Below are 12,614 nucleotides of genomic sequence, written 5' to 3'. Positions count from 1 at the left end.
CATGAAAGCCGCAACGCGGATTCTGACACTCGCTGGACTCAGCCTGATGACGGGCGCGACGCTCGGGGCCGGTCCGGCCATGGCGTCGACATCCGCACCAGACAATTCAGTCCGGGCGGCCACGACCACGGCGGATCAGCCCCGTCGCGACCGTGACTGGGTAGAAGGCTATTACGACTCGCGGCGCGACTGCGAGCGCGACGGACGCCGGGGCGAATGGCGCGACCGGTGGGACGACTACGACTGTGACATGGTGCGTCGTGGGCCCCACCGTGGCGACTGGGAGCTGACGGTCTCCAAGTCGTGGGACTGGCACGACCGTGACCACCACGGCGGCCGTGGCGACCGCGATCGTGGCGGCGACGACGACTGATCTTCTGCAGTTTCGCTCGCAAGAGAGCCAGGCCACACCCTCTGGGTGTGGCCTGACGCTATTTTCGATCACATGTCCTCCAACCCGGCTGAAGCCGCCGCCATTGCTCTCGGTGTCCCGTACAAGCTGCTGAGCCACGGCCCGGTCAGCAGCGTCGCCGAGGCCGCCGCGGCGCAGGGCGTCGAGGTCCGCGACCTGGTGAAGACGCTGGTGGTGCGGCGGGCCGACGACGACTACGTGTTCGTGCTGGTGCCCGGCGACCGGTCGATCTCGTGGCCCAAGCTGCGGGCGCTGCTGGGCGTCAACCGGCTCTCGATGCCTGACGCGGCCACGGCCAAGGCGGCCACCGGCTATGAGCGCGGCACCATCACCCCGTTCGGCGCCAGCACCGCCTGGCCGGTGATTGCCGATTCGCGTACGGAGGGACGCACGATCAACCTCGGCGCGGGCGAACGGGGAGTGGGCCTGCAGGTGCCGGCGGACGAAGCCGTGGTGAAGCTGGGCGGCACCTTCGCCGACGTGACCGATGAGGGGTAGGTTCTTCGCGTGACGAGTGAAAACCCGATCCAGCCCGACGTTCCCCCTTCCGGCACCGGCTGCGTCGAGTGCCTCGACGCCGGCGGGTGGTGGTTCCACCTGCGGCGCTGCGCGCAGTGCGGCCACATCGGCTGCTGCGACACCTCGCCCTCGCAGCACGCCACCGCCCACTTCAAGGCGACCGGCCACCCGATCATCCAGTCGTTCGAGCCCGGCGAGGACTGGTACTGGGACTACACCACCGAAGAGGCCGGCTCGGGCCCGCAGCTGGCCCCGGCCGACAGCCGCCCGGCCGACCAGCCCGTCCCCGGCCCCAGCGGCGCCGTGCCGAGCGACTGGCGCACCAAGCTCAACCGCTGACGGCCGCATGGAGGCCGTGGAGCTCCTCCGATCCCGGGGCGCCGCCGAGGTGGCGCACCCGGGCGGCACTCTGCTGGTTCACTTGATCCGGGTCTCCGAGCAGCTGGCCGCCTGGGGCGCGCCGGCGGACGTCCAGGCGGCCGGTCTCTGTCACGCCGCGTACGGGACCGACGGCTTTCGTTCCAGCCTTCTCTCGCTCGATGAGCGCCCGACCCTCGCCGAGGTCATCGGTGGCGATGCCGAGGAACTGGTTTATCTGTACGGCAGTTGCGACCGCGCCGCGACCTATCCTCAGCTGAGCACGGCGGCCCGGCCGGTGTTCCGCGACCGCTTCACCGGCCTCGAGCGCACACCCGGCGACGACCAGGTCGACGCCTTCGTCGAGATCACCGCGGCCAACGAACTCGACGTCTTCGCGCACGACCCTCAGCTGGCCGCCCGCTACGGCCCGGAGCTGCACGAGCTGCTGGCGGCCTCGCGGGAGCGCCTGTCCGCCGCAGCGTGGGCGGCCGTCCAGCACGACCTGGGTGGGTGAAGCCGTGCGGATCGACCATGTCGTGCTGACAGTGCGGGACATCGCCGCGACCATCGACAGCCCATCACCAGCGTTTATCTGCGTGACCCGGACGGAAACCTCATCGAGGTCAGCAACTACGACGGCAGCTCCAGGTCGTAGATGTACTCGAGACCGTCCTCGTCGTCGTCCTGCTCGCCGACCTTGACGAAACCGTAGGGCAGCGCGAGGCGGGCCGAGGCGACGTTGTCGGGACGGATGGAGACGCGTACGCGCCGGACGTCGGGTTCGGTGCGGGCCCGGGCCAGCAGGGCCTCGAAGGCGGCCCGCGCGTAACCCCGGCGGCGGTACTCCGGGTCGACGGCGTAGCCGATCTCGACCGTGCCGTCCTCGTCGGGCGGGCCGTGGAAACCGGCGCGGCCGACCGCCACCCGGGCGTCCTCGTCCCAGATCAGGCCGGTCGTCCAGGCCGCGGTGGCCGGGTCGTCGAGGGCCTGCGCGAGCCGGCGGCGCCAGGTGCTACGAGGCTCGGGTCCGACCAGGTATTCGGTGACCGGCACGGGCGTCACCCGGTTGGCCTCGGCCAGGTCGCCGGCGGCCAGCGCGCGGAACGAATCGGCGTCCAGGTGGATGATGCGAACTTCCGTCACCGGCGAAGCATAGTGGCGCGGCCGTGATAGAGACGGCTCATGCGCATCGTGTTCGTGGCCTCGCCGCTGCAAGGACATCTGCTGCCGTTGGTGCCGCTCGCCGCGGCCTGCCGCGACGCCGGGCACGACGTGATCCTGGCCAGCGGCAGCTTCCCGCCGGACGTGCTGGGGCTGCGCACAGTGGACATCGGCAGCGGATTCAGTCTGCCGCGCAACGCGATGCGGGTGGCTCTGCGCCATCCGCGGCTCGCCCGGGCCGAGATGAACGGCACGGCCGGGCACGACTTCGTGGGCGAGCTGTTCGGACGGGCGAACCTGGCGCTGGTCGAGCCGCTGGAGCAACTGGCCGCCCGGGAACGGCCGGATCTGATCGTCTTCGAGTCGCTGGGCGAGGCGGGCGCGATCGTGGCCGGACGGCTGTCGATCCCGGCGGTGCTGCAAGAGAACACGTTGTGGCCGGCCGACGACCTCTTCCGCGCGGTGACCGCCAGCTCGTCGCTGCACGGGCAGCCGATTCCGCCGCCGGCGCTGACCCTCACGGTGATCCCGCCGAGCGTCCGCGAGGGGTCGATGGCCGGCGCGGTGGCGATGCGGCCCGTGCCGTACTCGGGTGGCGGCGAGATTCCGTCGTGGCTGCGGGAACCGGGGGAGCGGCCGCGCGTACTGGTCAGCCGCAGCACCATCGAGGGCCCCAACGACGGCGATCCCGGGCCGGCGGTCATCGGGGCGGCGGATCAGGTGGACGCCGAGTTCGTGCTGGTGCGGCCGTCGTCCGAACGCGATCTGCCGCGCAACGTGCGCGCGGTGGGGCGGGTGCCGCTCAATGAACTTTTGCCGTACGCGGCAGGGTTCGTCCACCACGGCGGGGCCGGCAGTGTGCTGGGTGGCCTGGCGGCCGGCGTCCCGCAGATCGTCACACCGGGCGCGGGCGACCGGCGGCACAACGCCGACCTGCTGGCGCGGCGCGGGGCCGGGCTGGCCGTTGCGGCGAAGGCCATCACGGCGGCCGATCTGAACCGCCTGCTGAGCGACGGGTCGCTGCGGGCGGCCGCCCAGGCAGTCGCCGCCGAGATCGCGGCCATGCCCGCACCCGAGGCGGTCGTTCCTGAGCTCGAGAAGCTGGCCTGACGTTCGGCTCACGCCGACCGGGTGCGTTGGGTCAAAACCACGCACAGCAGGACGAGGAGCGCTACGGCCAGCGAGGCTGGGGTGACGGTCTCGTTCAGCAGCAAGGCTGACCACAGCAGGGTGAGAACGGGCTGGGCCAGCTGGATCTGGCCGACGCGGGCGACGCCGCCGCGGGCCAGACCGGCGTACCAGGCAAAGAAGCCCAGGAACATCGAGACCACGGTCAGGTAGGCGAACCCGGACCACGACCGGGTGCCACCGTGCGGCGGGTGGGCGGCCACGCTGATCAGGGTGATCGCCAGCGTGGCCGGCAGGGACAGCACCAGCGCCCAGCAGATCGTGCGGGCGCCGCCCAACTGGCGGGCCAGGGCGCCACCCTCGGCGTACCCCAAACCGCAGAGCACAACGGCGGCCAACAGGAACAGGTCGGCGAACGAGAGCGCGCCCCGGGCGGCGCCGGTGCTGACGACAAAGGCCACCACCGCGAGCAGGCCGGTCGCGGCGGCCAGCCAGAACGGCCGCGGTGGGCGTTCGCCGGCTCGCAGCACCGCGAAGACGGCGGTCATCGCGGGCAGCACGGTGATGACCACGGCGCCGTGGGCCGAGGTCTGCGTGGTCAGCGCAAGCGACGTGAACAGCGGGAACCCGACGACGACACCGAGCGCGACGATCGACAGCCTGCGCCACTGGCTTTGCGTCGGGCGCGGCGCCCGGGTGAGCCATAGGTAGACCGCCGCTAGCAGGGCGGCGCCGACCGCACGGCCGAATGCCACGAACCACGGGTCGAGGTCGTGCACGGCGACGCGGGTGGCCGGAAGCGACAGGCTGAACGCCAGGACCCCCAGCGCGCCGAGGGCGAGACCGCTCGAGGGCGTTATCGTCCGCGGCTCAGTAGCGCTACTCTGTGCTGTCATGAATGACGGTAACGCAGCGGCTCGTGTTATCCAAGATCTGCGGGGCGCGGTGGCTGCGGCCGCAATGGGGTCGCGGCTTCCGTCCGTACGCGTTCTGACCGCCCGCCATCAAGCGTCCCCGGTGACGGTGGCGGCCGCCATTCGCGCGCTGGTCAGGGAAGGACTGGTCGAGACAAGGCCGGGGCAGGGCACGTACGTATCCCGGCGCGCCGCCGCGGTTGGGCCCGCACCCGATCTGTCGTGGCAGACCGTCGCGCTGGGAGCCGGACGGCCCGGCGAGGAGGAGCTGCAGGCGTTACTGGCAACGCCGCCGACGGGGGCGATCCCGCTCTCGGGTGGCTATCTCGAGCCGGAGCTGCAGCCGACGACCGCGCTCGGGGCGGCGCTGGCCCGGGTGGCCCGGCAGCCGGCGGCCTGGCAGCGCGGCCCCGCGGAAGGACGGGCCGACCTGCGGGCCTGGTTCGCCGGCCAGGTCGGCCTGCGGGCGGACGACATGGTGATTTGCCCCGGCGGCCAGGCGGCGTTGTCCTCGGCGTTGCGGGCGCTCGCGTCGCCAGGAGACACGCTGCTGGTGGAGTCGCCGACCTATCTGGGCGCGCTGGCCGCCGCGCGGGCGGCCGGGCTGCGGGTGGTGCCGGTGCCGGCCGATGCCGACGGTGTCCGACCCGATCAGCTGGCGGCGGTGTTCGCCCGGACGGGCGCCCGGCTGTTCTATTGCCAGCCGTTGCACGCCAATCCGACTGGGGCGAGCCTGGCTGGGGGCCGGCGGGGTGGGGTGCTTTCCGCCGTACGGGAAGCAGGGGCCTTTCTGATCGAGGACGACTATGCCCGCGATCTGACCATCGACGGGGAGCCCGCGCCGCCCCTCGCGCGCGACGACGCCGACGGGCATGTGATCTATCTGCGCTCGCTGACCAAGTCGGCCGCGCCCGGCCTGCGGATAGCGGCGATCGGTGCGCGGGGCCCAGCCGCGGCACGCTTACGAGCGGTGCGGCTGCTGGACGAGCTTTTTGTGGCCGGCCCGTTGCAGCAGGCCGCGCTGGAGTTCGTGACGTCCCCCGCGTGGGACCGCCATCGCCGCCATTTGCGAACGGCCTTACGGGCGCGGCGCGACGCTCTATTGGCGGCGTTGCGCACGTGCCCCGAGGTCAAAGTCTCGACGATCCCCCGCGGTGGCCTGCACTTATGGGTACGGCTGCCCGACGGCCTGGACGACGTAGCAGTAGCCGCCGCAGCCGCCTCCGAAGGCGTGATCGTCTTTCCGGGCCGGCCTTGGTTCGCAGCCGAGGCCCCAGCGTCCTACCTGCGGCTGACCTACGCGGCGGCCCCGCCCGACTTGATGGACGGGGCCGTCCGCCGCCTATCCGCAGCAATCACAGCGTCAAGCTGACCGTCGCCGACCGAACGGAATCGATCACTGCGCGAGCGCTCAGTTCGCGGCCTGCGTCGACCGTCGTTTAGTGAGCGAAGGCGGTCATTGTCCAAACGCTGCGACCGCAGTGTCTCGTCGAGCGTCGCTTACCGAGCGAACGCGGTGGTTGTTCGACCGCTCCATTCGCGGTGTGCGTCGGCCGTCGTTCGGTGAGCGAGGGCTTTCGTTGTTCGAGCGTGTCGTCCGCGGCCTGCGCCGGCCGTCGTTCAGTGAGCGAAGGCGGTCGTTGTCCAAGCGCTGTGCTCGCAGTGTCTCGTCGAGCGTCGCTTACCGAGCGAACGCGGTCGTTGTTCGACCGCTCCATTCGCGGTGCGCGCCGGCCGTCGTTTGGTGAGCGCGTCGTTCTGCGGGTGCTGTGCTCGCCGGTGACTCGTTGGGTGTCGGTTGGTGAGCGAAGGTGCACGTTTGTTGCACGCAGCGGTTGGGCTAAGCGTGGTGTCGTTTTGGTGAGCGAAGCTGTTGGTCGTCTCAGCGCAGTGAGCGCAGGGTCGCGTCTAGCGTCGTGAAGATGGTGTCGGAGCCTTCGTCGTCCCAGTTCGGGATCGGGTCGGGCTGGCCGGGAGCGGGGGCATAGAGCCACCACAGGTTCTGCCACGGGTCGAGCATGCGGCCGAGCGTCGTCTCGCCGTAGAAGGGCGTCGCCTCGGTTACGACTGTGGCGCCGTGGTCGGATGCTCGTTTGAGCGTTGCGCTCACATCGTTGACCCAGACTTGCAGGAATGCCGGCCGTGACGGCCAGCCGTCCTGGCGGTCGACGATCATCAAGTTGACCGTGCCCAGCCGCACCTCGGAGTGGATCAGCTTGCCGTCGGGCATCTCGGTGTGCGCCTCCGGGGTCTCCGCCACCTCGAACAAGCTGGACACGAAAGCGACCAGGCCGGCGGCGTTGTCCACCATGACGAACGGGTTCAGGACGGCGCCCTCGGCGGGCGTGTGCAGAACGCTCATACGCGCAATCCGATCAGCTAATCAGGTCAGTTGACGGCCGTTATTGCGCGGTTCTGCACATTCGCTCAAGAGTGGTGCCGGAAACGAGCAGGTCCTTGCAACGCGGGGATCAGAGCTGTTGGTACAGCTTCTCGAGGCGGTTCAGGTAAAGCTCGGGCGGATAGGCCGCGGTGGCCGCCAGGCCGGCTCGGATCACCTCAGCTCGCAGAGGCTCGTCGTCGAGCAGGCGACACAGGGCGGCGGCGAACTCGTGCGGTTGCGGCCGGCAGGTGAAGCGGGGTGGGCCGGCGTCGCCGGGGCGGGCGGCGAGCGCTGGGTCGGCCACGACCGCGGGCAGGCCGACTGCTTCGGCCTCGGCCAGCACCAAGCTTTGGGTGTCTGTCGTGGAAGCGAAGGCCAGAACGTCGGCCGCACGGTAGAAAGTGTCGACGTCAGCGCGGGGGACCGGCGGCAGCACGTCTACGTGTCGCTCCAAGTCCAGGTCGCGGAGCCGGCGCATCAGGGCGGCGTGGCCCTGTCGGACGCCCAGCAGGATGAGCCGGGCGTCCGGCTTCTCGTCGCGTAACAGTGCAAAGGCGTCGAGCAGCAGGCCGGGGTTCTTCTCCGCAGTGACGCGGCCGACCGACAGCACGACGTTGCGGCCTGGCGCGCGCGGCGCCGCGCGTGCCGCCGCTGTCGGCGGTGCCAGATTGGGGCGGGTCGGGCGGGTCTGGGCGGGTGCTGCCGTGTCGGGGCTGGTCGGGCGGGTCTGGGCGGGTGCTGCCGTGTCGGGGCTGGTCGGGTGGGCCTCGGCGGGTGCTGCCGTGTCGGGGCTGGTCGGGTGGGCCTCGGCGGGTGCTGCCGTGTCAGGGCTGGTCCGGCGGGTCTCGGCGGATGGTGTCGGCGGTGTCGGCTGGCGGCTGGTTGTGGCGGGTGTCGGCAAGGCCGGACGGCGGCTGGTTGTGGCGGATGTCGGCAGGGCCGGATGTCGGCTGGTCGTGGCGAGTCTCGGCGGTGCCGTGTTACGGCGCGTTGTGGCGGACGGCGTCGGTGTCGGAGGTGTCGGGGGTGCCGTGGGTTGGATCGGTGGGTGTGGCGTCGTCGGGGCGACGGGGGTGGGTAGCACGTGGACTTCGGGTGTCGGGTTGAAGAGTGCGAAGCTTTCGGCGGTCTTGGCTGACGGCACGATGGCGGCGGCCATGTGGTTGGCCATGCCGCGGCCCAGCGCTATGAGGCGGGCGCGCCGGGTGGCGCCGGGGCGGGTCAGTTGCAGGAACTCTTGTGGGGACCAGCCGAGTCGCAGTTGGAGGGCGCACCAGGCGGCGCCGATCGGGATCTCGGGATAGGTGTCGGCGTAGGCGACCAGGTCGGTGTGCCAGGTGACGACCAGCGGCACGCCGCGCCGGGCGGCCAGGCGGAAGGCGGCCATGCCGATGGGGCCGGTCGTGTGGGCGTGGAAGATGTCGGCCGGGCCGCAGCGGAACCACGGCGAGCCGATCCGTAGCTGGCGGCCCGGAACCGGCAGCGACGGCACGCGGCCGGGGTAGTAGAAGTCCACCTCATGGCCGGCGGATCGCAGCAGCTCCACGGTCAGCTCGGCCGAGCGTGAGACGCCGTCGGGACGGCCGGGATGACTGTCGCAGAAATGCGCGATCCTCACAGGCCGCCATCGTAAAGACGGGCGTCAATCACCGGCCAGGGCGTCGGCGATGGACTGGCGGGCGGCGTCGCGCAGGGCGTCCACATCCGGGAAGTCGGCGGGGTTCAGGGGTGGCAGCACCTGCACGCGGGCGTTGATGTGGTCGCGCAGGATGAGGCCGTGGCGGGGGAGTGCCGCCCGTGTGCCGTGCACCGCGACGGGAATGAGGGGCACCTGGTGTCGTACGGCTAATTCGAACGAGCCGTTCTTGAAAGGCTGTAGCGAACCGTCGGTAGTGCGCCGGCCCTCGGGAAAGATCATGACGGGCGATCCGGCGGCCAGCAGGCGGTCGCAGTGCTCCATCATCCGGCGTACCGAGGCGCCGCTGCCGCGGACGAGCGGGACGTAGTCGTTGAGGCGCATGTTCCAGCCGATCAGCGGAACCTTGAAGATCTCCTGCTTGGACACCCACTTGAACGGGCGGAACAGCGCGAACAGCACCAGGATGTCGACCAGCGACGCGTGGTTGGCCACCAGCACCGCGGCGCCGTGCCAGGGCAGGCGGTCGCGGCCGCTGATCCGCAGGCGCCACAACGGATTCACGTAGACGTAGAACGACGCCCACGCCGACGAGTACAGGTGCAGGACCACCCGCCGCCGGTCGAACGGCAACGTCACCAGCCAGACGACGACCGCACCGGCGAAGAACACCACGCAGGTGATCCCGATGAACGCCCAGTACGCCACCGAGAACACCCGCAGCATGCGGCCATCATAAGACCGGACTTCCTCGCAGCTGCGTTCTTGTCGGACCTGCCTGTCCGGCGGAGGGTGGCGCGATGGCTTGCGCACCGCTCGCCGACCTGGCGTTGATCGCCGAGAACTACGGGCAGATGACCGGGGTCCTGGCCGGATTTGGATTCACCGCACTGGTTCTGGTGCTGACGCTGGCGCGCCGGGACACCGGTGCGCCCCTCACGCTCTTGAGCGCCTTCGTCGCGCTCATCGTCAGCACGCTCCTGTACTCGCTGCTCGCCGGTGAGGACATGGAGACGGCCCGAGCCCGAGCGGCGACGGTCGAACTGATCATCGGTCTCGCGTTCGGGATGGCCGCCATCGCGCTTTTCCACGGCATCTACAGCCTGATACGGCATTCGAACGTGGAACCGGCGGCCGCGTCAGTCGCACGTGTCATGGCAGTGGTGGCGGCGCCTGCTTTGGCGCTCTACTTCATCGCTCAGGGCGCCACCGACACCATCGCAGCGCGGGCAGCGTCCCATGGCGAAAGCTGTGCGGCCCCCATGCCTTACCTCGGCGCTGCACTGACGGCTGGCGTCGCGCTCGTTCTCGCCGTGTCACTGCTGCGCCAAGTGCAGAGAGTGCTACATGCGTACGCCGACCGCTGCCGGGTTCTGGCGCCGCTCACTGTAATGGTCGCGTCGGTCGGGGCCGCGCTGGTCTCAGGTGATCTGGCGACACGGTCCCCGACGTTGTTGATGTCGCCTTCGGTCTTGAACCTCTTCCTCATCCTGGCCGCTGTGTTGCTGACGGCGGTGGGTCTGATGTTCTCGGTGTCGAGCGCCACGGATTCACTCCCGCAACAGAACGCGGATGCGCTCGACGGCCTTGATGAAGTAGCGGTGGTGGGGCGGGCGGGTGAGGAAGTCGGCCAGGGCGAACAGGTCCAGGGCCTGGGTGAGGCGGCGCCAGTTGTCCGGCAGGGAGCCGCCGGCGTTGCGGAAGGCGGTCAGGAAGTCGTCGGTGAACGGCTGGGGGCGGGGGAAGCGGAGCATGTTGCCCACGTCGACCAGCGGGGTGCTGCTGAAGGCGAACTCCCAGTCGAGGACGGCAGACACCCGCCAGCGGCCGTCGGGGGTCTCGGTGGCCAGCAGGTTCTTGGGGTTGTAGTCGGAGTGGACCAGGCGGCGGGAACCCTTGAGGGCGGCCAGGTCGGGGGTGGCGTTGCGGGCCCACGTACGGAGTGACTGTTGCTCCGCCTCGGTCAGGTGGCCGGTGGCGTTGCCCTCGGTCAGGCAGCGGTCCACCCACTGGTCGAGGCCTTCGGTGGGTTCGGCGCCGTCGGGTTCGAGGGCGCCGCCGCTGAAGAAGCCGGGGGTGTCGAACTCGACGGCGCCGATGTGGGCCAGGGTTTCGCCGACGGCGTGGCCGATGCCGGGCATGGACACGTCGACGGGAGTGCCGGCGACGAAGGTGGACAGCAGCACGGGCTCGCCGGCGGTGGCGCCGGTGGGGTCGGCCGCGATCACCTCCGCCACCGGCACCACGCCGGTCAGGCGGCGGGCCAGGGCCGCCTCCAGGGCGCATTTGTTGTTGCGCAGGTAGCGCCGCAACACGTAGCGGTGGCCGTCGTCCATCGTCAGAACAGTGTTGTCGTTGCTGTATCCGCCGGTCAGCGTGCGGGTCCCGGTGATCCGCCGCCGGGGCAGCGCGACCTCCTCGACCCAGGCCGTGATCGAAGACTCCACACGCCGGGACGTTACGCCTCGAAGGTCAGCCGGGCCCGTACGGGTCTGAACCCGGCCGCGAGGAGGTCGGAGATCACGTCGGTGCGGTCGGCGTCCACGTCGGCGACTATCTGTTCGGCCCCGCCGGCCAGCAGCACCCGCACGGCCTCGGCCAGCAGCGCCCGCCGGGCCGGGGCGTCGGACGCGCCCAGGTAGCCGATCATCGGCCAGCACGCCTCGCCGGCCGTGCCGACCAGGCCGCCGTCGGTGACCAGCCAGGCGGTGGCCTCGCCGGTCAGCCAGGGCAGCGGGTCGGTGGCGAGGTCGATGCCCAGCACCGACCGGGCCGTCTCGCTGCCGGTCAGCACGTCCGGGGAGGGCACGCGGGCCACCAGCGAGCGGATCTCGTCCGGACCGGCGGCCGGACGCACCGGCGAACCGGAAACGGCGGCCGGGCCTTGCGGCGGAAGGTCAGCCGCAGGAGTGCGGGCGCCATCAGTCGTACGGGAAAAGCGCAGACGCTCGACGCGCCGCGACAGTCCCGCCAGTTCCGCGGCTGCGAAGGCCGCCTCGAACGCGTCCGGCGACGAACGCCAGCCGACCGGCAACGCCGCGTGATAGGGCCAGCGACCACCCAGCGTGTCGTGCGCCGCCGTCAGCAGCTCACCACCCACCGAGGGTGAGTCGTGCAGGTCAAATCGCTCGAGCCAGGGTCCGCCCACGGCACCCGGCGGCAGAACCCACGCCGCCCGGGCCACCACCTCGCCGTCACGCAGGGCTATCCACGTCCGCGAGGGATGAAAGCCGCCACCGGCCAAACCCTCGGCGTACGACATCTGCGGAACGCCGGGCACGGAATCGAATTCGACAGTTTCGCCGGCCGTCAAGGGCCGGAACAGAAGAGCGCTCATCGGGAACCTCCACAGAGGCGCCCCAAAGAATCAGAACCGCGGAGACGCCGGGCCGCGGAAGGGGCGCATAACGTTGGACACGGTGCGACCTCCTTCCCGGCTCGTTGGCGTACGGAGAACTTAGCAGTACGTGTCGAGCGTCGTCTGCAGCGCCGTCTTCTCGGTCTGCTGCAGCGTCAGGTCCCAGTAGTACTTGACGCCGATCCACATGCGCGCATACGTGCAGCGGTACGCCGTGCGCGACGGCTGCCAGGTCGACGGGTCCTGGTCGCCCTTGGACTGGTTGACGTTGTCGGTCACGGCGATCAGCTGCGGCCGCGAGAGGTCGTTGGCGAAGCTCTGCCGTTTCGAGGTAGTCCACGAACTCGCGCCGGACCGCCACGCCTCGGCCAGCGGCACGACGTGGTCGATGTCGACGTCGGAGGCCGCGCTCCAGGTCGCGCCGTCGTACGGGGAGTACCAGCTGCCCGAGGTCGCGGCGCAGGCCGAGCTCGTGCCGACGTTGCTGCCGTCGCGCTTGAGCACGGTCTCGCGGGTGTTGCAGGCGCCGCTGATGGTGATCCAGTGCGGGAACAGGTCGCGCGAGTAGCCGCTCATCGAGCCCTGCGTGGCGACGGTCAGGGCCGCCAGCTGCGAGCGGGCGGTGGTGGCCGACGGGATGTTCGGCGGGGTGGCCGAGGCGGGTGCGGCGGCGGACAGGCCGACGGCCGCGGTGGCGGCGACGAGCAGCGCGATCCGGCGAGCGAGGCGAAGCATGACCAGCT

14 protein-coding genes are annotated in these 12,614 nt (G+C 70.7%); 6 read left to right on the top strand and 8 right to left on the bottom strand.

What is annotated here, in order from left to right:
* Window positions 1-46 precede the first annotated feature (46 nt).
* The 4 genes from OWR29_RS24000 to OWR29_RS23985 all read left to right on the top strand — a co-directional run bounded on the left by OWR29_RS24000 (window position 47) and on the right by OWR29_RS23985 (window position 1,805).
* The gene (locus tag OWR29_RS24000) at window positions 47-373 is read left to right on the top strand and encodes a hypothetical protein (protein ID WP_267565442.1); all 327 of its coding nucleotides are present in this window, start codon (window positions 47-49) and stop codon (window positions 371-373) included.
* 72 nt (window positions 374-445) lie between these two features.
* A complete protein-coding gene (locus tag OWR29_RS23995; RefSeq protein WP_267565441.1) occupies window positions 446-910 on the top strand; it encodes an aminoacyl-tRNA deacylase in 465 nt (154 codons plus the stop codon).
* Between the two features lie 9 nt (window positions 911-919).
* Window positions 920-1,270 (top strand): UBP-type zinc finger domain-containing protein, encoded by a 351-nt coding sequence (locus OWR29_RS23990; RefSeq protein ID WP_267565440.1) that lies wholly within the window; start codon window positions 920-922, stop codon window positions 1,268-1,270.
* 16 nt (window positions 1,271-1,286) lie between these two features.
* A complete protein-coding gene (locus OWR29_RS23985; protein ID WP_267565439.1) occupies window positions 1,287-1,805 on the top strand; it encodes a DUF6817 domain-containing protein in 519 nt (172 codons plus the stop codon).
* A 116-nt stretch (window positions 1,806-1,921) separates the two neighbouring features.
* On the opposite strand, the gene OWR29_RS23980 is transcribed toward OWR29_RS23985, so the two are convergent.
* Window positions 1,922-2,434 (bottom strand): GNAT family N-acetyltransferase, encoded by a 513-nt coding sequence (locus OWR29_RS23980; protein WP_267565438.1) that lies wholly within the window; start codon window positions 2,432-2,434, stop codon window positions 1,922-1,924.
* A gap of 39 nt (window positions 2,435-2,473) precedes the next feature.
* On the opposite strand from OWR29_RS23980, the gene OWR29_RS23975 reads away from it, so the two are divergent.
* The gene (locus tag OWR29_RS23975; RefSeq protein WP_267565437.1) at window positions 2,474-3,562 is read left to right on the top strand and encodes a glycosyltransferase; all 1,089 of its coding nucleotides are present in this window, start codon (window positions 2,474-2,476) and stop codon (window positions 3,560-3,562) included.
* 8 nt (window positions 3,563-3,570) lie between these two features.
* Here OWR29_RS23975 and OWR29_RS23970 read toward each other — a convergent pair whose 3' ends face one another.
* Complete coding sequence (locus OWR29_RS23970) at window positions 3,571-4,476, bottom strand: DMT family transporter (protein WP_267565436.1); 906 nt, start codon at window positions 4,474-4,476, stop codon at window positions 3,571-3,573.
* Here OWR29_RS23970 and OWR29_RS23965 point away from each other — a divergent pair.
* Window positions 4,475-5,866, top strand: a complete 1,392-nt coding sequence (locus OWR29_RS23965; protein WP_267565435.1) for an aminotransferase-like domain-containing protein — start codon at window positions 4,475-4,477, stop codon at window positions 5,864-5,866. The genes OWR29_RS23970 and OWR29_RS23965 overlap by 2 nt on opposite strands.
* A 510-nt stretch (window positions 5,867-6,376) precedes the next feature.
* Here OWR29_RS23965 and OWR29_RS23960 read toward each other — a convergent pair.
* From OWR29_RS23960 to OWR29_RS23935, 6 genes are all read right to left on the bottom strand, one after another.
* The gene (locus OWR29_RS23960) at window positions 6,377-6,856 is read right to left on the bottom strand and encodes a VOC family protein (RefSeq protein WP_267565434.1); all 480 of its coding nucleotides are present in this window, start codon (window positions 6,854-6,856) and stop codon (window positions 6,377-6,379) included.
* A gap of 109 nt (window positions 6,857-6,965) precedes the next feature.
* Window positions 6,966-8,495, bottom strand: a complete 1,530-nt coding sequence (locus OWR29_RS23955) for a glycosyltransferase (protein ID WP_267565433.1) — start codon at window positions 8,493-8,495, stop codon at window positions 6,966-6,968.
* A gap of 24 nt (window positions 8,496-8,519) precedes the next feature.
* Window positions 8,520-9,239 (bottom strand): lysophospholipid acyltransferase family protein, encoded by a 720-nt coding sequence (locus tag OWR29_RS23950; protein ID WP_267565432.1) that lies wholly within the window; start codon window positions 9,237-9,239, stop codon window positions 8,520-8,522.
* Between the two features lie 824 nt (window positions 9,240-10,063).
* Window positions 10,064-10,960 (bottom strand): phosphotransferase family protein, encoded by an 897-nt coding sequence (locus OWR29_RS23945; RefSeq protein WP_267565431.1) that lies wholly within the window; start codon window positions 10,958-10,960, stop codon window positions 10,064-10,066.
* Window positions 10,961-10,971: 11 nt separating this feature from the next.
* A complete protein-coding gene (locus tag OWR29_RS23940; protein ID WP_267565430.1) occupies window positions 10,972-11,850 on the bottom strand; it encodes an acetyltransferase in 879 nt (292 codons plus the stop codon).
* A gap of 120 nt (window positions 11,851-11,970) precedes the next feature.
* A complete protein-coding gene (locus OWR29_RS23935; protein ID WP_267565429.1) occupies window positions 11,971-12,606 on the bottom strand; it encodes an HNH endonuclease family protein in 636 nt (211 codons plus the stop codon).
* Window positions 12,607-12,614 lie beyond the last annotated feature (8 nt).

Origin of the sequence: Paractinoplanes pyxinae, from assembly GCF_026626335.1 — a bacterium.
Lineage (GTDB): Bacteria > Actinomycetota > Actinomycetes > Mycobacteriales > Micromonosporaceae > Actinoplanes > Actinoplanes pyxinae.
The sequence above is the reverse complement of the archived record's forward strand: the minus strand, read 5'-3'. Positions and strand labels throughout refer to the sequence as shown.

Bases quoted from the DNA above. Each gene is read 5' to 3' on its own strand.
- OWR29_RS23935 (WP_267565429.1), bottom strand. From the start codon at position 12,606: ATGCTTCGCCTCGCTCGCCGGATCGCGCTGCTCGTCGCCGCCACCGCG.
- OWR29_RS23950 (WP_267565432.1), bottom strand. From the start codon at position 9,239: ATGCTGCGGGTGTTCTCGGTGGCGTACTGGGCGTTCATCGGGATCACC.
- OWR29_RS23975 (WP_267565437.1), top strand. From the start codon at position 2,474: ATGCGCATCGTGTTCGTGGCCTCGCCGCTGCAAGGACATCTGCTGCCG.
- OWR29_RS23940 (WP_267565430.1), bottom strand. From the start codon at position 11,850: ATGAGCGCTCTTCTGTTCCGGCCCTTGACGGCCGGCGAAACTGTCGAA.
- OWR29_RS23965 (WP_267565435.1), top strand. From the start codon at position 4,475: ATGAATGACGGTAACGCAGCGGCTCGTGTTATCCAAGATCTGCGGGGC.
- OWR29_RS23970 (WP_267565436.1), bottom strand. From the start codon at position 4,476: ATGACAGCACAGAGTAGCGCTACTGAGCCGCGGACGATAACGCCCTCG.
- OWR29_RS24000 (WP_267565442.1), top strand. From the start codon at position 47: ATGACGGGCGCGACGCTCGGGGCCGGTCCGGCCATGGCGTCGACATCC.
- OWR29_RS23995 (WP_267565441.1), top strand. From the start codon at position 446: ATGTCCTCCAACCCGGCTGAAGCCGCCGCCATTGCTCTCGGTGTCCCG.
- OWR29_RS23960 (WP_267565434.1), bottom strand. From the start codon at position 6,856: ATGAGCGTTCTGCACACGCCCGCCGAGGGCGCCGTCCTGAACCCGTTC.